Origin of the sequence: Pacificibacter sp. (assembly GCF_039769035.1) — a bacterium.
Taxonomy (GTDB): domain Bacteria; phylum Pseudomonadota; class Alphaproteobacteria; order Rhodobacterales; family Rhodobacteraceae; genus Celeribacter.
This window is the reverse complement of record NZ_JBDMZG010000190.1, coordinates 1-24409: the sequence shown is the minus strand read 5'-3', so window position 1 is coordinate 24409 and position 24409 is coordinate 1. Positions and strand designations below refer to the sequence as shown.

General features: G+C 53.6%; 25 protein-coding genes. 17 read left to right on the top strand and 8 right to left on the bottom strand.

Annotated elements, in window-relative coordinates; all coding sequences use genetic code 11:
• Positions 1 to 49 precede the first annotated feature (49 nt).
• On the bottom strand, positions 50 to 268 hold the full coding sequence (locus ABF287_RS15470) for a hypothetical protein (protein ID WP_347185897.1): 219 nt from the start codon (positions 266 to 268) through the stop codon (positions 50 to 52).
• Positions 269 to 567: 299 nt separating this feature from the next.
• Here ABF287_RS15470 and ABF287_RS15465 point away from each other — a divergent pair, with 299 nt between their 5' ends.
• From ABF287_RS15465 to ABF287_RS15445, 5 genes are all read left to right on the top strand, one after another.
• On the top strand, positions 568 to 1764 hold the full coding sequence (locus ABF287_RS15465) for an MFS transporter (RefSeq protein ID WP_347185896.1): 1197 nt from the start codon (positions 568 to 570) through the stop codon (positions 1762 to 1764).
• 3 nt (positions 1765 to 1767) lie between these two features.
• Positions 1768 to 2817 carry a glycosyltransferase family 4 protein gene (locus tag ABF287_RS15460; protein ID WP_347185895.1) on the top strand — a complete coding sequence of 350 codons (1050 nt, stop codon included), beginning with the start codon at positions 1768 to 1770 and terminating at the stop codon, positions 2815 to 2817.
• Positions 2810 to 3433: a glycosyltransferase family 29 protein gene (locus tag ABF287_RS15455; protein WP_347185894.1), complete on the top strand. Its 624-nt coding sequence runs from the start codon at positions 2810 to 2812 to the stop codon at positions 3431 to 3433. Before ABF287_RS15460 ends, ABF287_RS15455 begins: the two co-directional genes overlap by 8 nt.
• 82 nt (positions 3434 to 3515) lie before the next feature.
• A complete protein-coding gene (locus ABF287_RS15450) occupies positions 3516 to 4538 on the top strand; it encodes an aspartate-semialdehyde dehydrogenase (protein ID WP_347185893.1) in 1023 nt (340 codons plus the stop codon).
• A 167-nt stretch (positions 4539 to 4705) separates the two neighbouring features.
• Complete coding sequence (locus tag ABF287_RS15445) at positions 4706 to 6358, top strand: DUF4139 domain-containing protein (RefSeq protein WP_347185892.1); 1653 nt, start codon at positions 4706 to 4708, stop codon at positions 6356 to 6358.
• Positions 6359 to 6442: 84 nt separating this feature from the next.
• Here the strand turns inward: ABF287_RS15445 and ABF287_RS15440 are convergent, their stop codons facing one another.
• The gene (locus tag ABF287_RS15440; RefSeq protein WP_347185891.1) at positions 6443 to 7090 is read right to left on the bottom strand and encodes a carbonic anhydrase; all 648 of its coding nucleotides are present in this window, start codon (positions 7088 to 7090) and stop codon (positions 6443 to 6445) included.
• Positions 7091 to 7257: 167 nt separating this feature from the next.
• Here ABF287_RS15440 and ABF287_RS15435 point away from each other — a divergent pair, with 167 nt between their 5' ends.
• The 3 genes from ABF287_RS15435 to ABF287_RS15425 all read left to right on the top strand — a co-directional run bounded on the left by ABF287_RS15435 (position 7258) and on the right by ABF287_RS15425 (position 9932).
• The gene (locus ABF287_RS15435) at positions 7258 to 7635 is read left to right on the top strand and encodes a hypothetical protein (RefSeq protein WP_347185890.1); all 378 of its coding nucleotides are present in this window, start codon (positions 7258 to 7260) and stop codon (positions 7633 to 7635) included.
• A gap of 100 nt (positions 7636 to 7735) precedes the next feature.
• Positions 7736 to 9121: a leucyl aminopeptidase family protein gene (locus ABF287_RS15430; protein ID WP_347185889.1), complete on the top strand. Its 1386-nt coding sequence runs from the start codon at positions 7736 to 7738 to the stop codon at positions 9119 to 9121.
• Positions 9114 to 9932 (top strand): NlpC/P60 family protein, encoded by an 819-nt coding sequence (locus tag ABF287_RS15425; protein WP_347185888.1) that lies wholly within the window; start codon positions 9114 to 9116, stop codon positions 9930 to 9932. The genes ABF287_RS15430 and ABF287_RS15425 overlap by 8 nt, the downstream gene beginning before the upstream one ends.
• Before the next feature lie 3 nt (positions 9933 to 9935).
• On the opposite strand, the gene ABF287_RS15420 is transcribed toward ABF287_RS15425, so the two are convergent.
• Positions 9936 to 10280 carry a DUF2794 domain-containing protein gene (locus tag ABF287_RS15420; protein ID WP_347185887.1) on the bottom strand — a complete coding sequence of 115 codons (345 nt, stop codon included), beginning with the start codon at positions 10278 to 10280 and terminating at the stop codon, positions 9936 to 9938.
• A gap of 359 nt (positions 10281 to 10639) precedes the next feature.
• On the opposite strand from ABF287_RS15420, the gene ABF287_RS15415 reads away from it, so the two are divergent.
• The 4 genes from ABF287_RS15415 (at position 10640) to ABF287_RS15400 (ending at position 13306) form a co-directional block, all read left to right on the top strand.
• A complete protein-coding gene (locus tag ABF287_RS15415) occupies positions 10640 to 11071 on the top strand; it encodes a cytochrome c (protein ID WP_347185886.1) in 432 nt (143 codons plus the stop codon).
• Between the two features lie 123 nt (positions 11072 to 11194).
• Complete coding sequence (gene mbfA, locus ABF287_RS15410) at positions 11195 to 12172, top strand: iron exporter MbfA (protein ID WP_347185885.1); 978 nt, start codon at positions 11195 to 11197, stop codon at positions 12170 to 12172.
• Positions 12173 to 12194: 22 nt separating this feature from the next.
• On the top strand, positions 12195 to 12686 hold the full coding sequence (locus tag ABF287_RS15405) for a YaiI/YqxD family protein (RefSeq protein ID WP_347185884.1): 492 nt from the start codon (positions 12195 to 12197) through the stop codon (positions 12684 to 12686).
• Positions 12683 to 13306, top strand: coding sequence for an HAD family phosphatase (locus tag ABF287_RS15400; protein ID WP_347185883.1), 624 nt, complete (start codon positions 12683 to 12685; stop codon positions 13304 to 13306). The genes ABF287_RS15405 and ABF287_RS15400 overlap by 4 nt, the downstream gene beginning before the upstream one ends.
• Here the strand turns inward: ABF287_RS15400 and ABF287_RS15395 are convergent.
• Positions 13303 to 14556, bottom strand: coding sequence for an MFS transporter (locus tag ABF287_RS15395; protein WP_347185882.1), 1254 nt, complete (start codon positions 14554 to 14556; stop codon positions 13303 to 13305). The two genes, ABF287_RS15400 and ABF287_RS15395, sit on opposite strands and share 4 nt — an antisense overlap.
• Before the next feature lie 113 nt (positions 14557 to 14669).
• Here ABF287_RS15395 and zapE point away from each other — a divergent pair, with 113 nt between their 5' ends.
• The gene (gene zapE, locus ABF287_RS15390; RefSeq protein ID WP_347185881.1) at positions 14670 to 15758 is read left to right on the top strand and encodes a cell division protein ZapE; all 1089 of its coding nucleotides are present in this window, start codon (positions 14670 to 14672) and stop codon (positions 15756 to 15758) included.
• Position 15759: 1 nt separating this feature from the next.
• Here zapE and ABF287_RS15385 read toward each other — a convergent pair whose 3' ends face one another.
• The 3 genes from ABF287_RS15385 to ABF287_RS15375 form a co-directional block, all read right to left on the bottom strand.
• Entirely contained in the window at positions 15760 to 17025 is a 1266-nt protein-coding gene (locus ABF287_RS15385) for a folylpolyglutamate synthase/dihydrofolate synthase family protein (RefSeq protein ID WP_347185880.1), read from the bottom strand.
• Between the two features lie 122 nt (positions 17026 to 17147).
• On the bottom strand, positions 17148 to 18107 hold the full coding sequence (gene accD / locus ABF287_RS15380) for an acetyl-CoA carboxylase, carboxyltransferase subunit beta (protein WP_347185879.1): 960 nt from the start codon (positions 18105 to 18107) through the stop codon (positions 17148 to 17150).
• Positions 18108 to 18170: 63 nt separating this feature from the next.
• On the bottom strand, positions 18171 to 19064 hold the full coding sequence (locus tag ABF287_RS15375) for a CPBP family intramembrane glutamic endopeptidase (RefSeq protein WP_347185878.1): 894 nt from the start codon (positions 19062 to 19064) through the stop codon (positions 18171 to 18173).
• A 143-nt stretch (positions 19065 to 19207) separates the two neighbouring features.
• Between ABF287_RS15375 and ABF287_RS15370 the strand changes: the two genes are divergently transcribed.
• The 4 genes from ABF287_RS15370 (at position 19208) to ABF287_RS15355 (ending at position 23354) form a co-directional block, all read left to right on the top strand.
• On the top strand, positions 19208 to 19849 hold the full coding sequence (locus ABF287_RS15370) for a hypothetical protein (protein WP_347185877.1): 642 nt from the start codon (positions 19208 to 19210) through the stop codon (positions 19847 to 19849).
• Positions 19850 to 20034: 185 nt separating this feature from the next.
• On the top strand, positions 20035 to 20808 hold the full coding sequence (locus tag ABF287_RS15365) for a DUF6478 family protein (protein WP_347185876.1): 774 nt from the start codon (positions 20035 to 20037) through the stop codon (positions 20806 to 20808).
• A gap of 9 nt (positions 20809 to 20817) precedes the next feature.
• The gene (locus ABF287_RS15360) at positions 20818 to 21204 is read left to right on the top strand and encodes a hypothetical protein (protein WP_347185875.1); all 387 of its coding nucleotides are present in this window, start codon (positions 20818 to 20820) and stop codon (positions 21202 to 21204) included.
• A 131-nt stretch (positions 21205 to 21335) separates the two neighbouring features.
• Complete coding sequence (locus tag ABF287_RS15355; protein WP_347185874.1) at positions 21336 to 23354, top strand: NADPH-dependent 2,4-dienoyl-CoA reductase; 2019 nt, start codon at positions 21336 to 21338, stop codon at positions 23352 to 23354.
• 14 nt (positions 23355 to 23368) lie between these two features.
• Here ABF287_RS15355 and ABF287_RS15350 read toward each other — a convergent pair whose 3' ends face one another.
• Positions 23369 to 24352, bottom strand: coding sequence for an OmpA family protein (locus tag ABF287_RS15350; protein WP_347185873.1), 984 nt, complete (start codon positions 24350 to 24352; stop codon positions 23369 to 23371).
• Between the last annotated feature and the right edge of the window lie 57 nt (positions 24353 to 24409).

Genomic DNA, 24409 nt, shown 5'->3' with positions numbered 1-24409 from the left:
ACCCCTTCGAAAGATCGCCGTTTCAAATTCCTAGGCTTGCGCCAAGAATTTACTCTGAGCTGCCGCTGCCGTCAGTGCTCAAAGCAACTGCTACTGCAACGAGACCGAGCAAAATCAATGCTGCGTTGCCACCGAGGGAACCAGAAGAACCAGCTTCAGTTGGAACAACGATAGGAGCTGCTTCAACCATAGGCTCAGAGTAGCCGCCAGCGAAAGAAGCAGAAGCGGAAGCTGCAACGATAGTTGCTGCAAGGATAACTTTTTTCATAACCAAATCTCCATAAAGAGGTATTCACTCGGCTACTGTGCCAAGATCACTCCAGATGTGCCATATTCTCTTTCACATATAAACCCTAAACTTCATTTGCGGTTGTTGTCTTAGGGGGTACTAGTGGCATGGAGGGCACATTTTTAGCGTTTTCCGACCCTATATAGCCAAAACTGATGTTAATTTCCAAAAGTTCCCCCCTAGTGCATGGCTGTGCTATGAGGTTTTCTCTTGAAGCAACTTGCGTCGCGGATAGCCCACAAGCGCGCAAATTCAATTTTTAGGCGAGGATTTAAGTCATGGTAAAAGGTTTGGTATGGCTGATCGTTGCGTACAGCCTCAGCCAGTTTTACAGGTCTTGCTTGGCGGTTTTCGCTCCTGTTCTCAAAGCTGATATTGGCCTCGGGGCCGATCAAGTGTCGACGGCTTTGGGTGTTTGGTTCCTCGCGTTTGCGGCAATGCAAATTCCAGTTGGCTGGCTCTTGGACAACCGATCCCCGCGTAAAACGGCTGCCGTATTTTTGGCAGCTGGGGGTGCAGGCGGCGCAATGGTGTTTGCCATGGCGCAGGGGCCATGGGCCATTTACGCGGCGATGCTGCTGATCGGCATTGGATGTTCGCCAGTTCTTATGGCCTCGTTTTACATTTTTGCCAGAAGCGCACCGACAAATCGATTCGGGACTTTGGCTGGCCTTGTGGTCGGTTTGGGGTCGTTGGGCAATCTTGCGGCGTCGGCGCCACTGTCGTGGACGATGTCTTTGATCGGATGGCGAGGCGCGTGTTGGGCACTGGTCGTCGCAACGATAGCGATCGCCTTTGCACTGTATAAATTCGTCCAAGATCCGCCCATATTGGACCAGTCCGAGACGTCGTCTTCAGGTGGGTTGTCGGCGGTGTTGAAAATCTGGCCGCTTTATCCTGTTTTGGCAATTGCGGGTGTTGCCTATGCCACGCCCGCTGGACTGCGCGGCAGTTGGGCTGGCGGCTACTTATCGGATGTTTACGGTTTGGGCGCAGACGGCATTGGGCGCGTCACATTCTTTATGGCGTTGTCGATGATTGTGGGCGCGCTTGCGTTTGGTCCAATGGATCGGATCATTCGCAGTCGAAAGCATATTGTTCTTTTGGGAACCTCACTGGCATGCGTATGCATCGCTTGGCTTTGGGCCGGTGCGGGTCAGCAGAGTTTGTTTATGGTCACGGTTTTATTGGTGGGGATCGGTTTTTTTGGATCAGCATTCTCACAAATCATGAACCACGGGCGTACACTATTGCCGGCACATTTGACCGGACGCGGTGTGACACTGATCAATCTGTTTTCAATTGGCGGCGTTGGGATTTTCCAAATTCTGACAGGGCGCGTTTTTGTCAGCGCAGCAGTTCAGGGCACAGATAACTTGGTGGCGTACAAAGTGGTTTTCGGACTTTTTGCCGTTTCATTGTGTGTGGGCTGTCTGGTATATCTTTTGAGCAAAGAGCGCGACGATCAAGGATAGCAGATGCGTGAGAATAAAGACGATGTACAAGTCCTTGCGCCAAATCTAAACCGGCGGTTATCGGGCGTAACCACGACTGTTCTGCGGTTGATTCCTGTTCAGGCGCGCAAAATCCATATTCGCGCCACGGGCCTTGGTTTGCCTGAAAATGTACCGCATATTTCATTGTGGCGCGTCTCAGTTTTGCCGCGCAATCGGTGGCGCGTTTGGCATGCGCGCCGCAACAATGAGATGGTCCTTGGGTTGGTTTTCACAAAGCTTCTGCGGCGAAAGTTCAAGCTGTTGTTCACCTCTGCCGCGCAGCGCAATCACAAGCCGTTCACCAAACGCCTGATTTCTAAAATGGATGCGCTCGTGGCGACCTCGCCGCAAGCTGCAAGTTTTCTGGACCACCCTGCGACCGTGATTATGCATGGGATCGATACCGTTGTTTTTCACCCTGCACCGGACAGAATGGCTTTGCGCGCTCAGATGAAGATGCCTTCGGGTTTTTTGATTGGGTGCTTTGGACGCATTCGTCCGCAAAAAGGGCAAGATTTGCTTGTTCAAGCAGCGCTTGAGCTTTTGCCGTCGCGCCCCGATGTGCACATCGTCTTTGCGGGACTAACGACGAAGGAATTTGAACCTTTTCAAGCGGACCTTGAGGCTAAACTGGTTGAGGCGGGTCTTGCAGATCGGGTGACGTTTCTGGGAGAATTGCCATGGGCGGATGTTGTGAAATTGTATCAGACTTTGGATCTCTTTGTGGCGCCTGCACGTCGCGAAGGGTTTGGGTTGACCCCCATTGAGGCGATGGCGTGCGGCACGCCCGCCGTTGCGTGTCACGAGGTTGGTGCGTTTGATGCGCAGATCAAAGAAGGTGTGACAGGGCGTTTGATTGAGAAAGACAATACGCGCGCGTTGACGACAGCCTTATCTGGTTTGATTGATGATCGCGCTGGCACGCAAAACATGCGCGAAGCGGCGCGGGCGCATGTGGAGAAGGATTTCTCAATTCAAAGGGAAGCTGACGCTTTGATTGATACGTATGAAGCACTTTTGACAAATGAATAGGGTTCAATTCCTATACGCGCGGACCCTGCGCCAAGATGCGCCGCTTGGACGTCTATCGGTGACGCAGCAAGCGTTGTTGTCCACTTTGGCTGGTAAATCTGTCGCTGTGATCGGAAATGCGCGGGCCTTGGCACGTACGACGTTTGGTGCAGACATCGACAGCCACGACGTTGTTATTCGCATCAACCGCGCGCCGATGCCGGATGCGGTCAGTCACGGCAGCAAAACCGATTGGCTGGCACTGGCGACGAACCTGTCCTCGGCAGACCGACTTCGGATCAATGCTGCAACGTATCTGTGGATGAGTCATAAGCGCAAACGTTTGGATTGGGCTACGGCGACGTCAAATGGATTTTACCTGCATCCTTTGGCGCAGTTTCACGCGATGAAGGACAGATTGGGGCGCCAGCCCACGACAGGTGCGATGATGATTGATCTTGTGGCGAAAAGTAGCGCGCGCGAGATCAACCTGTACGGGTTTGATTTCTTTTCATCACTATCGTTGTCTGGCCGCCGCACGGCCGATGATGTGCCGCACGATTTTGATTCAGAGGCACAGTACGTCCACGACCTTGTGAAATCAGACCCAAGGGTCACACTTCACCCCATGAAATAAGGCCCATCACGGATTGTGGCTTTACAATTCTGTGCAAATTGGTATCCCCCGTGGCTGTCATTGGACATAAGGAGTACCCCAGATGGGTTATAAAGTCGTCGTCGTTGGCGCCACAGGCAATGTGGGCCGCGAAATGCTAAACATTTTGGCTGAACGCCAGTTCCCTGTAGATGAGATTGCTGTGCTTGCGTCACGTAAATCTCTCGGCACCGAAGTTTCATTTGGCGACAAGACCCTGACGACGAAAGACCTTGCCACGTTTGATTTCACGGGCTGGGACATGGCGTTGTTTGCTGTTGGTTCAGAAGCCACAAAAGAATACGCACCCAAAGCCGCGGCAACTGGCTGTGTGGTCATCGATAACTCGTCTTTGTACCGTTATGACCCTGAAATTCCGCTGATCGTGCCTGAGGTAAACCCTGACGCGATCACGATGTATTCTAACAAAAACATCATCGCGAACCCGAACTGTTCGACCGCGCAGATGGTTGTTGCGTTGAAGCCAATCCACGACCGCGCAAAAATCAAACGCGTTGTTGTGTCCACGTACCAATCTGTGTCTGGCTCTGGCAAAGACGCGATTGATGAGTTGTGGGATCAGACCAAAGGCATGTACGTGCCCGGTCAGGAAAAAGCGCCGAAAGTTTACCCCAAGCAGATCGCGTTCAACGTGATCCCGCACATCGATGTGTTCTTGGATTCGGGTGATACCAAAGAAGAATGGAAGATGATCGTCGAGACGAAGAAAATCATCGATCCATCTATCAAAGTCACCGCGACTTGTGTGCGCGTGCCTGTGTTTGTTGGCCACTCTGAATCGATCAACGTTGAGACAGAAGAGTTCCTCGACGAAGAAGAAGCGCGCGATATCTTGCGCGAGTCTCCTGGTATTTTGGTTGTCGATAAGCGCGAAGATGGTGGTTACGTCACGCCTGTTGAATGTGTTGGCGATTTCGCGACCTTCATTTCGCGCATCCGCCAAGATGTGACTGTCGAAAACGGCCTGAACATGTGGTGTGTCTCTGACAACCTGCGCAAAGGGGCTGCTTTGAACGCAGTTCAGATCGCCGAGTTGCTGGGCCGTCGGGTGCTCAAAAAAGGCTAATCGCGTCTTTCGTGATTGCAAAGTTTACAAGGGGTGCTTTCGAGCGCCCCTTTTTCGTGCGCGCATGACATCGGCAACGAACCGCCCCTTTGATGCAATGCGCAATCTTGCGCCTTGTGATTGCGGCGGGGGCATAGAACACTCTGATCAGCCAATCGGAGGAAGACATGACCCCCAAATTGATTTCAACACTCTTCGCAATTTCATCCGCCACAGCACTTGTACCTTGCGTGGCATTCGCCGACCTGTTCGAAGCGCGTAGCACCGTTTCCGAGGCAACCATTTATGTGCGAGGTGCCAGTGTCCTGCGCGAGGCGACGCTTTCGCTTCCGGCAGGGACGCATCAGATCACTTTTCGAGATATTCCGCTGAACTTTAGCACGCTTGAGGCGGACAGCCTGCAAACGCAGGTGAGCAGTGGCGTCCTTGGCCAAGTGTCTGTTGGATCTGAGACGCTGGATGAACGCGACTATCGTGCAAGCGTCAGCGACCTGCCAGAGTATGCGGTTTATGTTGAGATCGAAGACAAGCTTGCGCAGGCCGAGCAAGACGTGGACCTCATAAACCTAGAAATTACCGCCGCGGACGATGCGTTGCGGTTTATCAGCGGTCTTGTTGCTCCTGATACGGCGACGGCGGCTGAGGTGGCGGAGTTTTCGCAAATGGTGCGGGCGCAATCGCTTGAGGCCCGTTTGGCGGCGCAAGATGCGCGAGTGCGCTCGCGTGCTGCGGCTGAGATTGTTGCCGATCTGAAGCTGGATTTAGACGCTGCTGAAGCGGCGTTGGCCAAGATCGTACCGATGGACAATGACCGCTTGCGGATTACGTTTGACCTGACGCTTGATGCGCCAACGGACGTCGACGTGTCTTTCAAATATCTCACCGAAAGTGCCAGTTGGGCGCCCACGTACCAAGCGACGCTCGATACTGTCGAAAACACGTTGGCGCTCGAACGCACGTTGGCCGTGTTGCAAGGCACAGGGGAGTCTTGGCTGGATGTCGACCTGAGTGTCTCGACCGATATGCCATTTCAAAGCGTCGCGCCAAGTGAGGTGTACGAATATATTCGCCGTCTCACTGACCCCTATCAAACGCGAAGCTTGCAGAAAGTGGAAATGGCGGACGCCACTATGTCGTTGGCAGAGCCGATGATGGAAAGGCAATCGGGCGCCGTCGCAGAGACCGCAAGTGTTCGCAGTTATGGCCTCAGCCAGTCTTACGATTACCCGCGCCCCGTTACGTTGTTGTCGTCAAATGAGGCGCACACGGAACTGGCGTTGGATGCGATTTCGCTCGTACCAGATCTCACCTTGCGCGCTGTGCCACTGTACAATGACGCGGGGTACCTAATCGCCGATGTGACCAACGACAGTGGTGAAGCGTTGCTACAAGGTCCTGTGAAGTTGTTTCGTGATGGCGCCTACATTGGGTCGCACCACTTGAGCAGTGTTGTGGACGGTGCAGAGTTTACAATGCCCTTTGGTCGTGTTGACGGGGTCAAAGTGAGCCGCGTGGTTCTGGATCGCAACGAAGGTGACCGCGGGTTTATTTCTAAGTCCAACCAGACATCAAGCAACGTGCGCATCGATGTCGAAAACCTGACAAGTCGTGCGTGGCCTGTTGAAGTTTTGGACCGCGTGTCTGTGTCAGAGCAAGACGATCTTGAGGTCAGATGGACAGCGCGTCCGATGCCAACAGAGCAAGACCTAGATGATCGTCGCGGCGTTTTGAGTTGGCGCTTTGATCTAGGGGCAGGTGCTTCAAAAAGCATAGAACTTGATGAAAACCTGCGGTGGCCCGAGGGGCAAATCCTGCGCTAGAGGTCACGAGATTTATGGCCTGAAACCAAAATCGGCGGCACCGTTACAACGGGCCGCCGATTTTTTGGTTCGAATTTCTTTAAGTTACACAGGCACGAATGACCGTGATTTTGATTCATATTGGTGCAAAGACCCGTCTCCGATGTCGTTCCACAGGCCGTGCAGAGTCAAGCTGCCATCTTCCACGGCACTTTGTACGAAGGGAAACGTAACAAGGTTCTCCAACGACACAAGCACAGCTTCTTTTTCAAGCGCGCGTGTCCGGTCTTGTTCGGGCAGTGACGAAATACGGTCATAGCCAGGGCGCATAATGTCCATCCAGCGGCCCACAAAAGATGATTTTTCTTCAAGCTCTGGCGCAAGACCTGCACACATGTCGTGACACCCTTTGATGCCGCCGCAATTGGAATGACCCAAAACAACAATATGTGCCACTTTCAGCGCGGTGACGGCATATTCAATCGCAGCAGAGGTACCATGGTGGTCGCCGTCTTGCGTAAAGGGTGGCACCAAATTGGCGATATTGCGGTGAATAAAGAACTCGCCTTCGTCCGCACCAAAGATAGACGTCACATGCACACGTGAGTCGCAGCACGAAATGATCATAGCGCGTGGGCGCTGCCCTTCTTCAGCAAGGCGGCGATACCAAGCCTTGTTGTCGGCGTAAGCGGTGGCCTTCCACCCATGATAGCGCTGAACCATATAGCCAGGCAGGTTTTTAACATACTGCATTAGTGGTGAATCTCCTGAAATATGGGGAACGAATTTCGCCAAACATATAGATAATTTGAGCGGAATTCGAGGGAAAAAACTGCGGGGTCTAAACCTTTTCTTGAGCCTCTTGCATCAATTTGAACGTGCAGCACGTGGGGGCGTGCATAATTTAGGATTGAGATAAGATGGTGGTGAGAACAATGCGGCCCGAAGCGGTCGTACAAGTTGATAGAGAACGTTTGGATCATCTCTATGCGCAGTTGGGGGCATCCAACGCAGAACAGATCGTTTCACGGGCCATGGAAGAACTCGCGGCGCGGTTGGATAAGGTCGAAGGAAGCTACAAAAAGGGTCAGTTCGGCGAAATGCAAAAGGCAGCGCGCTCAATGATCGCCATATCCGAACAGATCGGAATGGAAACATTTGCGCGTGTCGCGTCAGACGTAAACATGTTGGCTACGCAAGATGACGGGGCGGCCTTGGCTGCCACTGTTGCGCGGCTAAAGCGCATCGGTGAAAGATCGCTTTTGGCCGTGTGGGACCTCCAAGACGCATCTGTTTAGCGGGTTGGTGCACAAGGGATCGGGTTGCGCATCGCGATCCGGCTTGCAGGTGGCGTTGGATTGGCTAGGTTGAGGAGAAACACTCACGAGAGCTTGTCCAATGCCATTTTTCAATACCGACACGTCTACCAAATCCGTTCCTTTGTATCTTGTGATGAAATCCGATCTAGATGCTTTGATGTCGTCGCTATCCGATGAAGACGCATCGTGGCTCAAGGCCAATGGGTTTTCTGGCGCTTCAGGCAGTCTTTGCATTTTGCCATCGAAAGACGGGATTGGCGGGGCTGTCGCTGGGCTTGGAACGCAAAAGGATCTCGTACGTACGCGATTTGCATTGGCGACTGTGCGCGGCAAACTGCCAAAGGCCGTGTACCATCTGGAAACTGACCTCACCGGCGTGCAGTTGGACGAACAGCTTCTGGGATGGCTTTTGGCAGAGTATGTTTTTGACCGGTACGCTGAAAAATCGCGCCCAAAGGCACAGCTCACTGCGCCGAAAGACATTGATGCCGCGCGCCTTGAAGCCATCGCGCAGGGTGAGTTTTTAACGCGTGACCTGATCAATACACCCGCCTCAGATATGGGTCCGGCAGAGCTTGAAGATGCGGCGAACGCGCTCGCGCAAGACTTTGGTGCGCAATTCACGACGATTCAAAGTGATCGACTTTTGAATGAAAACTTCCCCATGATCCATGCAGTCGGGCGCGCCTCACCCCGTGCGCCACGTTTGATCGATATGCGTTGGGGCACACAGGGTCCAAAATTGACCTTGGTGGGCAAAGGCGTGTGCTTTGACACTGGTGGACTGAATCTTAAGCCCGGCGCATCTATGGGGCTGATGAAAAAAGATATGGGTGGTGCCGCAACTGTGTTGGGGTTGGCGCATATGATTATGGCGCTTGATTTGCCGATTCAACTGCGCGTTTTGATCCCTGCGGTGGAAAACTCGGTGTCCGGCAACGCGTTTCGGCCGCAAGATATTTTACCCTCTCGAAAGGGTTTGACGGTCGAAATCAACAACACGGATGCCGAAGGACGGCTGGTGCTCGCGGATGCACTGGCTTTGGCCGATGAGGAAGAAACAGACTTGATCGTGTCGATGGCGACATTGACGGGCGCTGCACGTGTGGCTGTCGGCCCTGATCTTTCGCCATTTTACGCAACTGAAACCGACGATGCGGCTGCCTTGAAAAAAGGGGCGATGGTTGCAAGCGACCCTGTGTGGGAAATGCCGTTTTGGGATCCATATGAAGCAGCTATTGAACCGAGCATAGCAGATTTGGACAATGCGCCCGCTGGCGGTATGGCTGGATCGATCACAGCGGCATTGTTCCTGCGCCGCTTCGTGACCAAAACGCCGCGCTATATGCATTTTGACATTTATGGATGGTGTCCGTCCGCTTTGCCGGGGCGCCCAAAAGGTGGCGTAGGCATGGGCGCGCGCGCGCTTTTGGCTGCTTTGCCGGACTTGTTGAAGTATGAGTGATCGGCGCACCACCCCTGCAAATGCGCGCGTGGCCTTGTTTGGACATGCCTCAAATGGCCAAACAGAAGTCGCAGCGATAGAGGCCTCGGTTTCTAAACCGGTCGCCGATCTACGGCGTGCGCCGAACGGTGCGCGCGATCGCCAGCTTCTTATGGGCGAGCGCTTCGAGGTGCTTGAGCGCCATCAAGGTTGGGCCTTTGGCCGTGCGGCACGTGATGGTTATGTGGGATATATTGCGGAAGGCGATCTTGGATTTCCGTTTCAGCCGACGCACTTTATTTCTGCACGCGCGAGTCACCTTTATCCCGAGGATGATTTTAAGTCAGAGGCCGGTGAAGCCATATCTTTTGGGACGCAAATCTGTGTGGTCGATGAGCGTCGCAAATTTGTGGAAACGGACACTGGCCACTTCGTGCCCAAAGCGCATGTGCGTTTGAAAGCGCGACCCTTTTCAGATCCGGTTCCCGTAGCACAGCTCTTTTTTGGCGCGCCGTATCTTTGGGGCGGTAATTCAAGCTTTGGCATTGATTGCTCTGGCTTGGTGCAGGCGAGTTTATTGGCGTGCGATATTGCGTGTCCAGGTGACAGCGATCAGCAGATGAGCGTGGGCCAAGATGTGTTTGGGTCTGGATTCGCGCGCGGCGATTTACTGTTTTGGAAAGGCCATATCGCGATTTGCGTTGATGACGAAACACTGATTCACGCCAATGCGCATCACATGGCGGTGGCGTATGAGCCGATTGCAAAAGCCATTGCGCGGATTGAAGCCCAAGGGGATGGTCCACTGACGGGGCATCGGCGGTTGAGTTAAGTGCTATTGTTCGACGCTGCGGATGAGTTTGCGTTCCAACACGCGCAGCACTTTTCGCAAATCATGCCCACGTCTTAAAATGTGACCGTCCATGGCGATGATGCAATACATGCCTTGGCGATTGCGCAAACTGGGTCTTTTTTCTATGCGATACATTGGGTTTTCAGCGGTTCTGCGGAACACCGAAAACACAGCGACATCTTTGAGAAATGACATGCCGTAGTCGCGCCATTCGCCCGCTGCGACCATTTTGCCATATAGCCCCATAATCGCGCCCAGCTCGTGCCGGTCGAACGCAACTTTGTCGTGTGGATTTTTCTGCCCCGGAAAGGGTGTCGGCATCGTCATGCTTTCAAAGTGAGCCCATTGCGCCGATAAATCAAGGGACTGCCCAAGGTGATTTGCGCTGCCACGCCTTTTGCCTTGGTATTGCCATGAAAAAGCCTTTGAATTTCTTGCGCGTATCCTCATTTGACCAAAATATGATGCGATGATTTGGATAAGCACGAATGTGCTTTCCCCGAGGTCGCCGCTAACGGCCCCCACAACTTGGTGGCCTCGGGGTTCCATTGCGAGAGAGGGATTGGGTCCAAAATCGACTTGGTAATTTTGCGCATATGGCGAGACGCAATTTTGGTGTATAATCCCGTCACAGGCGCTTAGAACGTGCGCCTCGTTGCTCTTTATTTTTGTACAGGTGGAAGAAAATGAAAAAACTCCTCACAACATCAGCCGTTTTGATCAGTGTTGCAGCAGCGGTGTTTGCGCATTCTGGGGTCGAGAACCAAGCGGTCGCGGATCGCATGGCGGGAATGAAAACGATTGGCGCCTCGATGAAAACGCTGGGTAGCATGGCCAAAGGTGCTGTCGAATTTGACGCTGTTGCGGCGCAGGCGGCAGTTGATGCTGTTGCGGCAAAGGCGGCTGCGATACCTGTTTTGTTTGAAGCTCAAGAATCGGACCCAATGAGTGAAGCCAAAGCTGACATCTGGACAAATTGGGATGATTTTGTCTCGAAAGCTGCGGCACTTGAGAGTGCTGCAAAAGGGGTCTCGATTACGGATGCCGCATCCGTGCGCGACGCGATGGGTGCGATCGGGGGCTCTTGCAAAGGGTGCCATTCAAAATACCGGATGTAGTTTGATCCGTACTTCATAAAGAAAAGCCGCACGGCATGCGACACCGTGCGGCTTGCTATCGAGGTCTGATTTGGACATCCTTTGGAAGAGATTCACCATCGAATTTTCCAAAGGAGTAGGCCGATGATTCCAGGATTTGCACAGAGAAAACGGTTTTCTGATCTCTCGGAGCAGGACGTCATCGCATTGGCGATCTCGTCGGAAGAAGATGACGCCCGCATCTACCGGACCTATGCGCAGAAATTGCGCGACGAGTTCCCTGATAGTGCGGCGCTTTTTGATGATATGGCGGCAGAGGAAGACGAGCATAGGTCAGTATTAATCGCTCTGCACCAAAAGCGGTTCGGCGACACGATTCCGATGATCCGCCGTGAACATGTTTCAGGATACTATGCGCGCAAGCCTGTGTGGCTTATCGAAAACTTGTCTTTGGATCGTATCAGATCCGAAGCGCGCGGCATGGAGCAAGCAGCAGAAGCTTTTTATCTTAAGGCGGCGGCGCAGACGACCGATGCCGCGACGCGCGATTTGCTTGGGAAATTGGCTGCGGCAGAGGCGACGCATGATCAAAAAGCCGGCGCCATGGAAGACACGCATCTGAACGAGAGTGCGCGCTCCAATGAAGACAGCGATGCGCATCGCAAATTCATTTTGACATGGGTGCAACCGGGTCTTGCGGGTCTGATGGACGGGTCTGTTTCGACCCTTGCCCCGATTTTTGCGACGGCCTTTGCCACTCAAAACACGCATACGACCTTTCTTGTTGGTTTGGCTGCGTCTGTTGGCGCGGGCATTTCGATGGGGTTCACGGAAGCTGCGTCTGATGATGGTCAGCTGTCAGGACGGGGATCGCCAATCAAACGTGGCATTGCCGCTGGGGTCATGACCACAATTGGCGGATTGGGGCATACTCTGCCCTATCTGATTCCTGATTTCTGGACGGCAACGATCACGGCGATCTTGATTGTATTTGTCGAACTTTGGGCGATCGCTTGGATTCAAAACAAATACATGGAAACGCCAATCATGCGGGCCGTTTTTCAGGTTGTTTTGGGGGGCGGACTGGTTTTTGCCGCTGGTGCTTTGATCGGGGGCGGGTAAACTTGTTGCAAAGGAGACCCCTGTGACGGACACCCCAGAACCAGCTGCGCCAAAGTTACCAAAGATCTATATTGATGCAGATGCTTGCCCCGTCAAGGACGAGGCCGAAAAGGTGGCGACGCGACACAAAATTTCGTGTCTTTTTGTGTGCAATGGCGGACTGCGCCCATCGCCAAACCCTTATGTTGAAATGATTTTTGTTCCAGATGGCCCCGATGTGGCCGACATGTGGATCGCGGATCGTGCTGGCGTTGGCGATGTTGTGGTGACGGGCGATATCCCGCTTGCGGCCAAAGTGGTGGAATCTGGTGCGCGGGTGATCAAGCACAACGGCGAACCGCTGACGACTGCCAATATTGGCAACGTGCTGGCGACGCGGGATTTGATGGCGGATTTGCGTGCCTCTGATCCGTTTCGTCAAGGCGGCGGCAAACCATTTTCTAAAGCAGATAGATCAAGATTTTTGGACGCATTAGAGCGCGCCGTGCAGGCTGCAAAAAGGGATTTAGCATGACTGTTGATATTGTTGTTTTTGACATTGGAAATGTGTTGATCGAATGGCAGCCAGAGCGACATTACGACAGTGTCATAGGTAAAGATCGACGCAAAGAAATGTTCGCGGCGGTCGATTTGCATGGCATCAATGACAAGGTCGATTGTGGCGCACCATTTCGTGCAACGATTGAACAAGCCACTGAAGATTATCCTGAATTCAAAGACGAAATTCTCATGTGGTATTTCGATTGGATCAATATGGCGACCCCAGCGATTCCGCACTCTGTGGCTTTGATGCGTGCCTTGCGGGCTAAGGGCGTTCGGGTTGTGGCTTTGACAAATTTTGGCATTGAAAGCTTCGAGTTTGCTGAAACAAAATATCCGTTTCTGACCGAGTTTGATAAAACTTATGTGTCAGGGCGTATGGGCTGTGTGAAGCCACATAGCTTGATTTACGAGATGCTTGAGGCCGGCGAGCAAGCGACTGGCGCGCAGTTTTTGTTCGCCGATGACCGTCAGGAAAACATCAACGCGGCGATGCGCCGTGGCTGGAAAACCCATCTGTTTAATGGGCCATCAGGATGGGCGCAGCGCTTGGTCTTTGAAGGCTTGCTGACGGATGCAGAGGCGGCAGGTTAAGAAAACACCTTGGCGACGCGTTGGCCCAATGGCACTTCTTTGATTGGCAAATGGACCACGGCAGAGAAAATGCCCACGCCAACGCCGACCCACCAAACAGCCGTGTAATCGCCGTAAATGTCGTAAAGACGCCCGCCGAGCCACACCCCTAAGAATGCGCCAAGTTGGTGCGAGAAAAAAACGATTCCATACAGTGTGCCCATGTAACGCAGCCCGTAAATATGCGCGATGAGACCGGATGTGAGGGGCACCGTTGCCAGCCACAATGCGCCCATGACCAGCGAGAACAGCAACACAGATGCAGGTGTGATCGGGGACAGAATAAAGGCGATCGAAGCGACGGCGCGCAGCGCGTATATGCTTGTAAGTAGGTATTTCTTTGGCAGTCTGTTCCCCAAGTAACCCGCGAGCAACGTGCCGCCAATGTTGGCCGCGCCGATCACGGAAATCGAGATAGCGCCAAGCGCAGAGGTTGAGGTGATGCCAAGCCCCGCCAGCAATCCGCGAGGATCAATCGCGCCGCACATTTCGGTAACCAGCGCAGGAAAATGCGCCGTGAAAAAGGCCAGTTGATACCCGCAAGAAAAGAAGCCAAGGAAAATAAGTGTAAAGCTTGGGTCCTTGAAAGCCTTTGTCAAAATTTGTCCTAGGCTTTCTTCCAGCTCGGTCTTGGTCGCCATTTGCGGTGAGCGCATCCACGGGAGCGCCAAAAGGGACGTGAGCACGGCGGCCGCGAAGAGCAAGAAGACCTCTTGCCAGCTCATAAAGCCAAGCAGCCATTCAGCAACAGGCGCACCAAAGACCTGACCTGCGGAGCCTGCTGCAGTTGCAATGGCCAAGGACATGGAGCGATTTTCTGTCGATGAGGCACGCCCCACCACGGCCAAAATCACGCCGAACCCCGTGCCAGCAATGCCAAAACCGATGAGCGTTTCATAGAATTGATGCGCTTCGGGCGTGACCGCGAAAGACGACAAAACCAGACCCGCTGCGTATAAAAGTGCCCCCAATATGATGGCTTTGCGGTCGCCGACGCGTTCGGCCAAGGCGCCGAACAGCGGCTGCCCAATGCCCCAAAACAGGTTTTGAATAGCAATCGCCATCGAAAACTCTGCGCGCGGCCAATTGAATTCTGTCGCAATTGGAATTTGGAACACCCCAAAGGACGCGCGAATGGCGAAGCTGACCAAAATGACTGCACAGCCCGCGACAAGAACGGGGGTGATCAGCGGTGCGCGCGTGTCGGTCATGGGGAACTCCTTTGTGCACAATCTATCGACTTTGTTGCGCGTGGCGTCAAACAATTGATTGGCATGGCGCACATCATCTTTTCTTATGGAACTTCGGGCAGTATGGGTATGTCATGGTTAGTTTGACACAAGTTTACAAAGCCCGCGTCGCCGATGGCTCGTTGCGCGCTGATCCCGCTCAAGAAGCAGTGTTGCCGCTGTTTGATCGTTTGCAACAGGATTTGGCGACCGCATCTGTCGGCAAACGCGGTTTGCTGTCATTGATTGGCGGGCGCAAGAAGCCGCAAACGCCCAAAGGTTTGTACATTTGGGGCGGTGTTGGTCGTGGCAAGTCGATGTTGATGGATTTGTTCCACGAGCATTCGCCGGTGCCATCGCGCCGCGTCCACTTCCATGCCTTTATGCAAGAGGTACAAGCGCAGATTTTCGAGGCGCGTAAAAAGGGTATCGCGGACACGATTGTGCCTGTGGTTGATAAGGTCGCCGAAGACGTGCGGTTGCTGTGTTTCGATGAGATGCAAATCACGGATATTGCGGATGCGATGATTGTCGGACGCTTGTTCGAGGGGCTGTTTGAACGCGGCGTGACTGTGGTGACGACGTCCAATCGCGTGCCCGATGATTTGTACAAGAACGGTCTTAATCGGCAGTTGTTTTTGCCCTTTATCGAGATCATCAAAGACAAGCTTGAGGTGCACCATTTGCACTCGCCTGTCGATTATCGCCAAGGACGTCTGACGGGAACACCCGTGTACTTTAGCCCGATCAATGATGACACACGAACGACTATCAACGATATTTGGACAGACCTTACAGGGGGTGTGTCGGATGGTTTGACCATCAAGGTGAAAGGGCGTGATGTAAATCTGCCCAAGTTTCACAACGGCATTGCTCGCGCGACCTTTTGGGATCTGTGCGGTCAAATGTTTGGTCCCGGTGATTACTTGGCCATCGCTGATGCAGTGAAGCTGTTGATTATCGAAGACATTCCACGGCTGGGCCGCGGTAACTTTAATGAAGCCAAACGATTTGTGACGCTTATCGATGCGCTTTATGAGGCCAAAGTGCGCGTTGTGGCCAGTGCCGTTGACGAGCCTGAGAGCCTTTATATTGAAGGGGCAGGTGTCTTTGAATTTGAACGTACGGCGTCGCGCTTGCGTGAAATGCAGGACAAAGACTGGGCCACAGAAGGCGCTGACTAGGTCAGCTGTTTTCGCGCAAGATTGTACCCGCAAGGTACAATGATCCGCAGATCAAAACCCGTGCCTGCGGATCGCGGGCCACAATGGTTTCAAGGGCGTCCTGAACACTTTCACTTTCAATGGCAGTCATGCCTGCGTCTTTCGCGAAGCTGGCCGTTTCCGCCGACGTAAGCGTTGCCGTTTCACCCGGAATCGAGACGGCGAACAGAGTTTCTGAGTGGCGCGCGAGTGGTGTAAGATAGCCGGTGATGTCCTTGGTGTTCAGCATGCCGCAGATCAAATATGTGGGCCGCTTGGGCAGGCGATCCATGGCTTCGGCCAGTGCCAATCCTGCGGCTGGGTTGTGTCCACCATCAAGCCAGATTTCACCCTGCGGGGCGGCATCGATCAGCGGTCCCTTTTTCAGGCGCTGCATGCGCGCGGGCCATTCGGCTTTGGTCACAGCTGCTTCCAACGCCACATCTGGCATCTCTAGATGACGCAAGGCAGCAAGGGCGATGCCCGCGTTTTGCACTTGGTGTTTGCCGATGAGCGCAGGCAAGGGCAAGTCGCGCAAACCAGTTTCGTCTTGATAAATAAGGCGACCATGTTCTTCGCCGACGTGCCAATGCTGACCATAGACCAACAGCGGTGCACCAAGGCGGGCTGCGCGTGCTTCGATCACTTCAAGCGCCGCATCGGTTTGCGGGCCCACCACGCAAGGCACGCCGCGCTTGATGATACCGGCTTTCTCGGCTGCGATTTGTTCGATCGTATCCCCAAGGAATTGGGTGTGGTCGATGGAAATGGGCGTGATGACGGTCAAGGCAGGTTTGGCCACGACGTTTGTGGCGTCGAGGGTGCCGCCGAGGCCAACTTCCAGCAAGGTGTAATCAGCAGGAGTGCGCGAAAAGGCGAGCAAGCCTGCGACCGTTGTGATTTCGAAATAGGTGATGTTCTCGCCATTGTTCGCGCGTTCACATTCTTCCAAAATCTCTTGCAACATCTCTTCTGAGATCAATTCGCCTGCAAGACGGATACGTTCGTGAAATCGCGCCAAATGCGGGGATGTATAGGCGTGAACGGTATTCCCAGCACTCTCAAGTCCCGCGCGGATCATGGCTTGGGTGGACCCTTTGCCATTGGTGCCTGCGATATGGATGACAGGCGGCAGCTTGTCTTGCGGATTGTCGAGTGCGTCCAGCAGTCGCCACACGCGATCAAGCACAAGGTCAATCACTTTGGGGTGCAAAGACATCAGGCGATCAAGGATGATATCGGAACGCATGCGAGGACCTGTGATTTCGATGTGGGAATTGTGAGAGTGGGTTCGCCGCACTGTTGATGCGATGAACCCATTAGGTGGAAGTGCTGGCGGCGAAGCACGCCATTGGGGCTTCGCCGATACTTTTATTTGGCTTTTTTGCCAGATTTTTTGGCGGGCGCTTCGGCCTCAGCCGCTTCTGGCGCTGGGAGTTCGATTGCCTCGGTTGGTGCCGGAAGATCTGCGACAACTGCAGGTGGCAGGCCGCCAAGCATGCGCAAAATCGTGACCAATTCATCTTTCATTTTGGAACGGTGCGTGACGCGGTCGAGCATGCCGTGATCCAAAAGGTATTCAGCACGCTGGAAACCTTCAGGTAGTTTTTCACGGATGGTTTGTTCGATCACACGTGGCCCAGCAAAACAGATCAACGCGTTTGGTTCAGCGATTTGAACGTCGCCGAGCATCGCGTAAGACGCTGTTACACCGCCAGTTGTCGGGTGCGTGAGCACAACGATGTAAGGCAGGTTGGCTTCTTTGAGCATCTCAATCGCAACGGTCGTGCGCGGCATTTGCATGAGGGACAAAATACCCTCTTGCATGCGTGCGCCACCAGCTGCCGAGAACATTACGAAGGGGCGTTTCAACTCAATCGCGCGTTCGACACCTGCGATAAACGCGTTGCCGACGTACATGCCCATGGACCCACCCATGAAGGAAAAGTCTTGCGCTGCTGCAACGATAGGCGTGCGGCCCATTTCGCCTTCTGCAACAAGCATGGCGTCTTTTTCACCAGTCGCTTTTTGCGCGGCTTTCATGCGATCAGGGTACTTTTTCTGGTCGCGGAATTTCAAAGGATCTTCGACGACAGCTGGGACTTCAACTTCTGTAAAGATCCCACCATCAAACAATGCGCCAAAGCGTGCACGTGGTGTGATGTGCATGTGGTGATCACAGTTGGTGCAGACGTTCAAATTGTCAGCCAATTCGCGGTGAAACAGCATGCTTCCACACTCTTTGCACTTCGTCCAAAGGTTGTCAGGTGTATCTTGGCGCGAAAACAACGAATTGATTTTCGGGCGGACGTAGTTGGAAATCCAGTTCATGCGTGAGCCTTTGGCCGAAGTCTGCGTTAAGATTCAAATAAGACGCAATGAGAGGAATTGCAATCAACGCTTGAGGGCAATGCGCGCAGTTAGCCACGTTAAAAGCAAAAATAAGACCTCGATTGCGATCAAATACGGGTTTGAATAGGCTTCTGTCAGATCCATATCTCTGGTCCATAGGCCAAATCCTGACAGTTGACCCGCCACAGGCATAAACAACATTGCCAATAAGTTATTGGCAAGATGCAAGGCAATGGCGGGGCCGAGCGAGCCGCTGCGTGCGGTGAGGTCCCCCACGACAAGACCAAACAGCGTGGCCCACAGAATCGGTAACAGGGCCGCGTAGCCATCAAGCTCCGGGGACATGTGGCCGAGGCCAAACAACAAAGCGGGAATGATCATGCCGAGCGCGTAAGAGCGCGTTGCGCCAATGACTTGCGTCTGCAAATAGCCGCGAAACAGCAGTTCTTCTGCCGTGACTTGCACTGCGACGCAAATGATGGCGAGTGGCATCCATGCGAGCCAAGCGCCCAAAGACAGTTGCCGAGTAAGGGTTCCCGCTGCGTCAGGCATCGGAATCAACACAATCACAGCCGAGAGGACCAGAATCCACTTCAGCACGCCCCAAAACTGCGCGCGCAAAAGATTTGAAGGCCCTGTGAGGTCACTCAGGCGCCGGTGCGCCATCTTTTTGGACAAGAGCACTGTGGAGACGATCATAAAGGCGAAGCTGGCCAATACCACAAAGAGGCCGCCTTGCGTGGCACCGATTTCGGTGCCCGTGTTTGCTGCGTCGATTGCAGACAGTTCAGGGGCAAGCAATGCGATTAATCCGATGCTCGTGGGCATCAAAATGACGGTGACAGCAAAAGACGCCAGCAACACCACAGCTATACGCCAAAAGGCTGGCTTTCTTTGGGCTGACGCCAGCATTCCCGCATATGCACTGTAGTTCATTATTTTCCCCAGAATTTTGATTTCGGTGATATCAGCCACGGGGCTTTATGCGCAAGAAATCGCTTTTGGGCATACTAGGCAACCCTTGTGCCGCATAGATGCGCTATGTATTTGGCGGGCGATAGTGAGCGAAGGTGTTCGGCATGAAGTTTAAAACTGTTGGCGTTGCAATGTTAGCGTGCTTGGGCTTGGCTGGGTGCCAGCTCGCACTGCCCGCAGCAGGCGTGACCAACTCTGATCATGTCGCAGGTCAAACCTCTGTGCGCCTCGCTTCATCAGACCTTATTGTGACAGCGCCAGACGGCTTTTGCGTAGACCAGAATTCGGTCAAAGATACGCAAAGGGTTGGGTTTGTAATGATGGCAGATTGTGCTGCGTTACACGGAACAGCTGCCCGAGGCGCATCATTGAAGCTGGTCATGTTGACGGCCTCAGTCTCTACGCCTCTTGGGGATGCAGCCCGTTTGCAATCTCAAACATTGGCACAATTTTTCGAAACAACTGAAGGCCGAGCCGTTTTGTCACGCAGTGGGGATCCGAGCCAAGTGTCTGCAAATGCAAGCGTGTTAAGCGGCGATATCTTGGTGCTGCGAGCCAGTGACACATCTCCAACGCTTCACAAAGGGTTGGCGCAAGACGAATCAAGGGTGATTGTCATTGCAAAGGGGCGATTGGTTTCGCTGACGGGGATTCCGTTGATCGCGACGCATGCCGCTCGAAACAATGCGGATGCACTGGTTATTGAACTTGCGCGTCAACTTAAGGCTGACAATTCAGACAGCTAGCTTTAAATTTCTGTCACGAAGTGGCATAGAAGATTAGAAGTCAGTGATTAAGGTGTCGTCATCTTTTCTTGGCAATTTGGTGTGAAAGTAAACAAGCCGCGCATGAGACTGGGCAATCCAAGATCGTAAGCGACAGCGCATTGCAACACGCAGGGCGCAGTAAAACTGAGGCATGTAAAAACATTATGGGTTCGCGCATTAGCAAACTTTTGAAACGCTATTTGAACACCTTGTCCTTGGGGCAATGGGGTCAACTTGGTGACAATGTTCAAGACCTTAGCATCTTTGAGTTACGTGAAGAACGCTCACACGCCCGCGCTTTGAAAATGCAGTTGAACAAGTTTCTGTTCGAGGCAGATGCGCGTTTGGTGCTTCCTGCAGTTGGCTCGAACGCCATGCAAGTGCCGCACCACACCGATTGGTCAAACCGTCCTGAAATCTGGCGAGGTCCGATTACACCTCAAGGAGGGGCATCGGTCGCGAACAAAACGCAGATCGGCTCGGGCGCAGTTTTGTTTCATGATTGTCGCGTTTCAGAGCTAAGCTATAAGCAAGTTCGAAACACCTCGTCAGAAGATCTTGCGCCGTTTGGCTTGAGCCTAGAAATCTTTCGTTTTGATGGGAATTTCTTGTCATTGGCTTTGGACATGCCGGACACCGTCCGCGCGGGCCTGAGCAAAGACTTCATCTTTCGCATTGATTGCAGCGTCGATGTCGAGAAGCCCGTCAAAATCACGGCGCGTCTCAATGTGAAACATGGTCCCAATGTGGAACAAATTTTGCGTGAATTGCCTCTGGATGATGCTGGCATGTCAGCTGAATTCGACCTCGCTTACACCAATTTGAACGAAAAACGCGTTGAGAAAGTATGGATCGACTTTATCTTTGGCGACCCAGAAATGAACCGTATTGTATTACGCGATCTCACCTTTTCTCGCCGTCCGCGCGCAAACCTGTAAGGAACGAACATGAGCGACATCAAACTCGTTAAAACGCGATTGCATGCTGGTGTGTGGCAGGGCGAACTTTTGGCCCCTGAAAGCATCGATACCCCGCCAATACTATCTGTGACCCTACATGGCCAAGCCGTGGGCGGACTCGAGTTGACGCAAAAATCCGATGACTCGACGACGTGGCATGTCAGCTTTCCCGTTCCGGCGAAGCTTTTGAATGATGGTGTGCAGGCTTTTGTTCTGTCTAACGTGGATACCGGTGAAAAACTGGGCCATTTTTCAGTGATTGCAGGGGAAGCATTGGCGGACGATATCCGTGCTGAGGTGGACCTTTTGCGCGCTGAGCTTGATTTGCTGAAGCGTTCCTTTCGACGTCATTGTGGCGAGGTTGCAGACCGCTAGACCTGTCTGCACCGAAGGTTGGTTGTGAATCACTGGTGCCTGCCCTGTGTTTAACTCCTACCATGACGCGGCGTCGCGCGTGACATGCCGTTCTAAGGCTGGTCATCTTTGCAACAAGGGAGACGCGACGCATGACACATTACCCACATTTATTGGCCCCACTTGATCTGGGCTTTACCACACTGCGAAACCGCACGTTGATGGGGTCGATGCACACGGGCCTTGAAGAGCAAAAAGACTGGAATGCTGTCGCTGCTTTCTACGGCGCGCGTGCTGAAGGCGGTGTCGGGTTGATCGTGACTGGCGGAATGTCCCCGAATTCTGAAGGGGGCGTTTTCCCCGGTGCTGCAGGCCTGTTTTCCGATCAAGACATCGCAAATCACCGGATCGTCACGGACCGTGTTCATGCCGCAAACGGCAAAATTGCGATGCAAATTCTGCATGCGGGCCGCTACGCCTACAGCCCGCAATGCGTGGCCCCTTCGGCCATCAAATCGCCGATTTCTCCTTTTAAGCCCGTCGAGCTTGATGAAGGTGGTATAGAAAAACAAATCGCCGATTTCGCCACGGCGGCTGTGAATGCGCAAAAAGCCGGTTATGACGGTGTCGAAATCATGGGCTCCGAAGGGTATCTGATCAATCAGTTCCTTGTCGCTCATACCAATCACCGTGAAGATCGCTGGGGCGGATCTTATGAAAATCGCATGCGTTTTGCCGTTGAGGTCGTCAAGCGTGTGCGCGCCGCTGTCGGCCCTGAATTTATCCTGATCTATCGCTTGTCGATGATCGACCTTATTCCAAACGGATCAACATGGGACGAAGTTGTTCTGTTGGCCAAAAAGATCGAGGCCGCAGGCGCGACGATTATCAACACCGGTATCGGCTGGCACGAAGCGCGAGTGCCAACCATCGCAACGTCCGTGCCGCGCCGCGCGTTTTCTTGGGTGACCAAAAAGATCATGGGCGAAGTTTCGGTTCCTGTGATCACCTCGAACCGGATCAACATGCCAGATGTGGCAGAGGCTGTGTTGGCCGAGGGATGTGCCGATATGGTGTCGATGGCGCGTCCGTTCTTGGCGGATCCTGATTTTGTCGCCAAAGCCATTGCAGGCAAAGCGGATGAAATTGCGCCTTGTATTGCGTGCAATCAGGCTTGTTTGGACCACACATTCGGCGGAAAGCTTACGTCCTGTTTGGTGAACCCACGGGCGTGTCATGAGGTCGAATTGACCTATGAGGCTGCGCCCAATGTCAAAACCGTCGCCGTTGTCGGGGCTGGACCCGCTGGGCTTATGGTCGCCATGGTTGCGCGCCAGCGTGGGCACGATGTGACGTTGTTTGATAAGGCCGACGCTTTGGGCGGGCAGCTCAATTTGGCGCGGCAGGTTCCGGGAAAAGAAGAATTTCATGGCTTGGTCGATTGGTTCACCACGATGGTCGACCGTTCAGGCATCGAGGTGCAGCTCAACACGGAAGCCACGGCGCAGAATTTGGCAGCGTTTGACGAGGTCGTCATTGCAACGGGAATTACTCCGCGGGACCCGCAAATTTCTGGGCAAAACACGCATGCCAACGTTGTCTCATATTTGGAGGTGCTGCGCGGCACGGCCACCGTTGGCAAGAATGTCGTGGTGATTGGCGCTGGCGGCATCGGCTTTGACGTGTCCGAGTTTTTGACCACGGATGAAAGCCCGACATTGGATGTTGCAGACTGGAAGATGGAATGGGGCGTCACTGATCCGGATATCGATCGAGGCGGATTGTCCCCAAAGGGCCCCAAGCCAGACATGCCACAACGCAATGTCGTTATGTTGCAGCGCAAAGCGGAAAAGCCCGGCAAAGGCTTGGGTAAAACAACGGGCTGGATCCACCGCATGACGCTGCAGATGAAGGGCGTCAAAATGATGGGGGGTGTCAGCTACGATGAGATCACGGCTGACGGATTGTGGATCACCAAGGCTGGCGAGCGCCAGTTCATCAACGCAGACACGATTGTGATGTGCGCTGGGCAGTTGCCCAACCGATCTTTGGCTGACGCATTGCAAAGTGCGGGGCGTGCAGTGCACGTGATTGGTGGCGCTGATGTTGCCGCTGAACTTGATGCCAAGCGCGCCATTGATCAAGGTGCACGCTTGGCGGCAACGCTTTGACGTAATGATGGGCGTTAGGGGGCCGTTGCCAAAACGGCTTCGACGCGCCGATTGGTTTCGCGCCCTGATTCTGTGGCGTTGCTGGCGCGCGGGGATAGATATCCAACCCCTTGCGCCGATACCTGTTCCGCATTGACACCATAGGTGTCGACCAACCGATCACGGACCGAAGTTGCCCGCTTTTTCGATAGGGATATGTTGCCCTCAAGGCTGCCTTCGGCGTCAGTGTGACCAACCAGAATGATCCGCGCATTTGCGTTTTGCGTCAAAAATTGCGCGAGGGATGCCAGCGATGCGAAAGGGCCGGCGCCCAATGCGGATGATCCGGTTTCGAATGCAAGATCATCAAGCGCAACCGAGCCACGAGCTGTCAAAGTTTGCGCCAAGTTGCTGGTGATCGAAGTGGTCACGGTTGTGTCGATGACTTCTGGGGTGTCAGGCGTCGTGGTTGACGTGGTGATGGTGGCCGTTGCTCCGTCAGACTTGATTTGTGTGAGATGGATGAAGCCAGCCGTGCGCGCGCGACTGGTGATGATAGCCACCGCGTTTTTGTCGCTGTCTTGGGTCAAAATATACTGAAAATTCCCAAGATCGACATGCATGTGGGGTTCGGGCAAGAGGTCTAAAAGATAGCGAAAATCAAAGCCGCCACATACCGTGTCCGCGCAAGCAAACAAGGTCCGATACCCAGCCGCAGTCAGTTGCTCTTGCAGTGGGGCGATCATTTGGAACGGGGTGAGGCTGGTGGACGCAATCCGATAGGCCGAATGGGTCACGCGACCCTCGGCAGATAGAAAAGGCGTTTCAGATCCAGTGAAAACACCAGACGGGAGTGGCTGCAATGTTGCCACCTCTTCACGCAGCGCGGTTTGAATCGCGGCTTCTGGCAGATCGAGGTCAAGCGCCGAGCTTGGGTGTGCAAACAGGCACGTCAAACCCCAGATCAATGTTGAGCATAGAAATCGCGGCAATGCCGTCTTAGTTGAATGCGCAGGCATAAGTTAAGGGTGCCCCTTTCGCCTGTAATGGTAGTGATCAACTTCTTGCATTCCAAG

Coding starts and splice junctions, on each gene's coding strand:
- ABF287_RS15425 (WP_347185888.1), top strand. CDS start 9,114: ATGAGTGATCGGCGCACCACCCCTGCAAATGCGCGCGTGGCCTTGTTT.
- ABF287_RS15415 (WP_347185886.1), top strand. CDS start 10,640: ATGAAAAAACTCCTCACAACATCAGCCGTTTTGATCAGTGTTGCAGCA.
- ABF287_RS15355 (WP_347185874.1), top strand. CDS start 21,336: ATGACACATTACCCACATTTATTGGCCCCACTTGATCTGGGCTTTACC.
- ABF287_RS15450 (WP_347185893.1), top strand. CDS start 3,516: ATGGGTTATAAAGTCGTCGTCGTTGGCGCCACAGGCAATGTGGGCCGC.
- ABF287_RS15375 (WP_347185878.1), bottom strand. CDS start 19,064: ATGAACTACAGTGCATATGCGGGAATGCTGGCGTCAGCCCAAAGAAAG.
- ABF287_RS15395 (WP_347185882.1), bottom strand. CDS start 14,556: ATGACCGACACGCGCGCACCGCTGATCACCCCCGTTCTTGTCGCGGGC.
- ABF287_RS15445 (WP_347185892.1), top strand. CDS start 4,706: ATGACCCCCAAATTGATTTCAACACTCTTCGCAATTTCATCCGCCACA.
- ABF287_RS15350 (WP_347185873.1), bottom strand. CDS start 24,352: ATGCCTGCGCATTCAACTAAGACGGCATTGCCGCGATTTCTATGCTCA.
- ABF287_RS15455 (WP_347185894.1), top strand. CDS start 2,810: ATGAATAGGGTTCAATTCCTATACGCGCGGACCCTGCGCCAAGATGCG.
- ABF287_RS15440 (WP_347185891.1), bottom strand. CDS start 7,090: ATGCAGTATGTTAAAAACCTGCCTGGCTATATGGTTCAGCGCTATCAT.
- ABF287_RS15430 (WP_347185889.1), top strand. CDS start 7,736: ATGCCATTTTTCAATACCGACACGTCTACCAAATCCGTTCCTTTGTAT.
- ABF287_RS15420 (WP_347185887.1), bottom strand. CDS start 10,280: ATGACGATGCCGACACCCTTTCCGGGGCAGAAAAATCCACACGACAAA.
- ABF287_RS15435 (WP_347185890.1), top strand. CDS start 7,258: ATGGTGGTGAGAACAATGCGGCCCGAAGCGGTCGTACAAGTTGATAGA.
- ABF287_RS15365 (WP_347185876.1), top strand. CDS start 20,035: ATGGGTTCGCGCATTAGCAAACTTTTGAAACGCTATTTGAACACCTTG.
- ABF287_RS15360 (WP_347185875.1), top strand. CDS start 20,818: ATGAGCGACATCAAACTCGTTAAAACGCGATTGCATGCTGGTGTGTGG.
- ABF287_RS15385 (WP_347185880.1), bottom strand. CDS start 17,025: ATGCGTTCCGATATCATCCTTGATCGCCTGATGTCTTTGCACCCCAAA.
- ABF287_RS15370 (WP_347185877.1), top strand. CDS start 19,208: ATGAAGTTTAAAACTGTTGGCGTTGCAATGTTAGCGTGCTTGGGCTTG.
- zapE (WP_347185881.1), top strand. CDS start 14,670: ATGGTTAGTTTGACACAAGTTTACAAAGCCCGCGTCGCCGATGGCTCG.
- ABF287_RS15470 (WP_347185897.1), bottom strand. CDS start 268: ATGAAAAAAGTTATCCTTGCAGCAACTATCGTTGCAGCTTCCGCTTCT.
- ABF287_RS15465 (WP_347185896.1), top strand. CDS start 568: ATGGTAAAAGGTTTGGTATGGCTGATCGTTGCGTACAGCCTCAGCCAG.
- ABF287_RS15460 (WP_347185895.1), top strand. CDS start 1,768: ATGCGTGAGAATAAAGACGATGTACAAGTCCTTGCGCCAAATCTAAAC.
- accD (WP_347185879.1), bottom strand. CDS start 18,107: ATGAACTGGATTTCCAACTACGTCCGCCCGAAAATCAATTCGTTGTTT.
- mbfA (WP_347185885.1), top strand. CDS start 11,195: ATGATTCCAGGATTTGCACAGAGAAAACGGTTTTCTGATCTCTCGGAG.
- ABF287_RS15400 (WP_347185883.1), top strand. CDS start 12,683: ATGACTGTTGATATTGTTGTTTTTGACATTGGAAATGTGTTGATCGAA.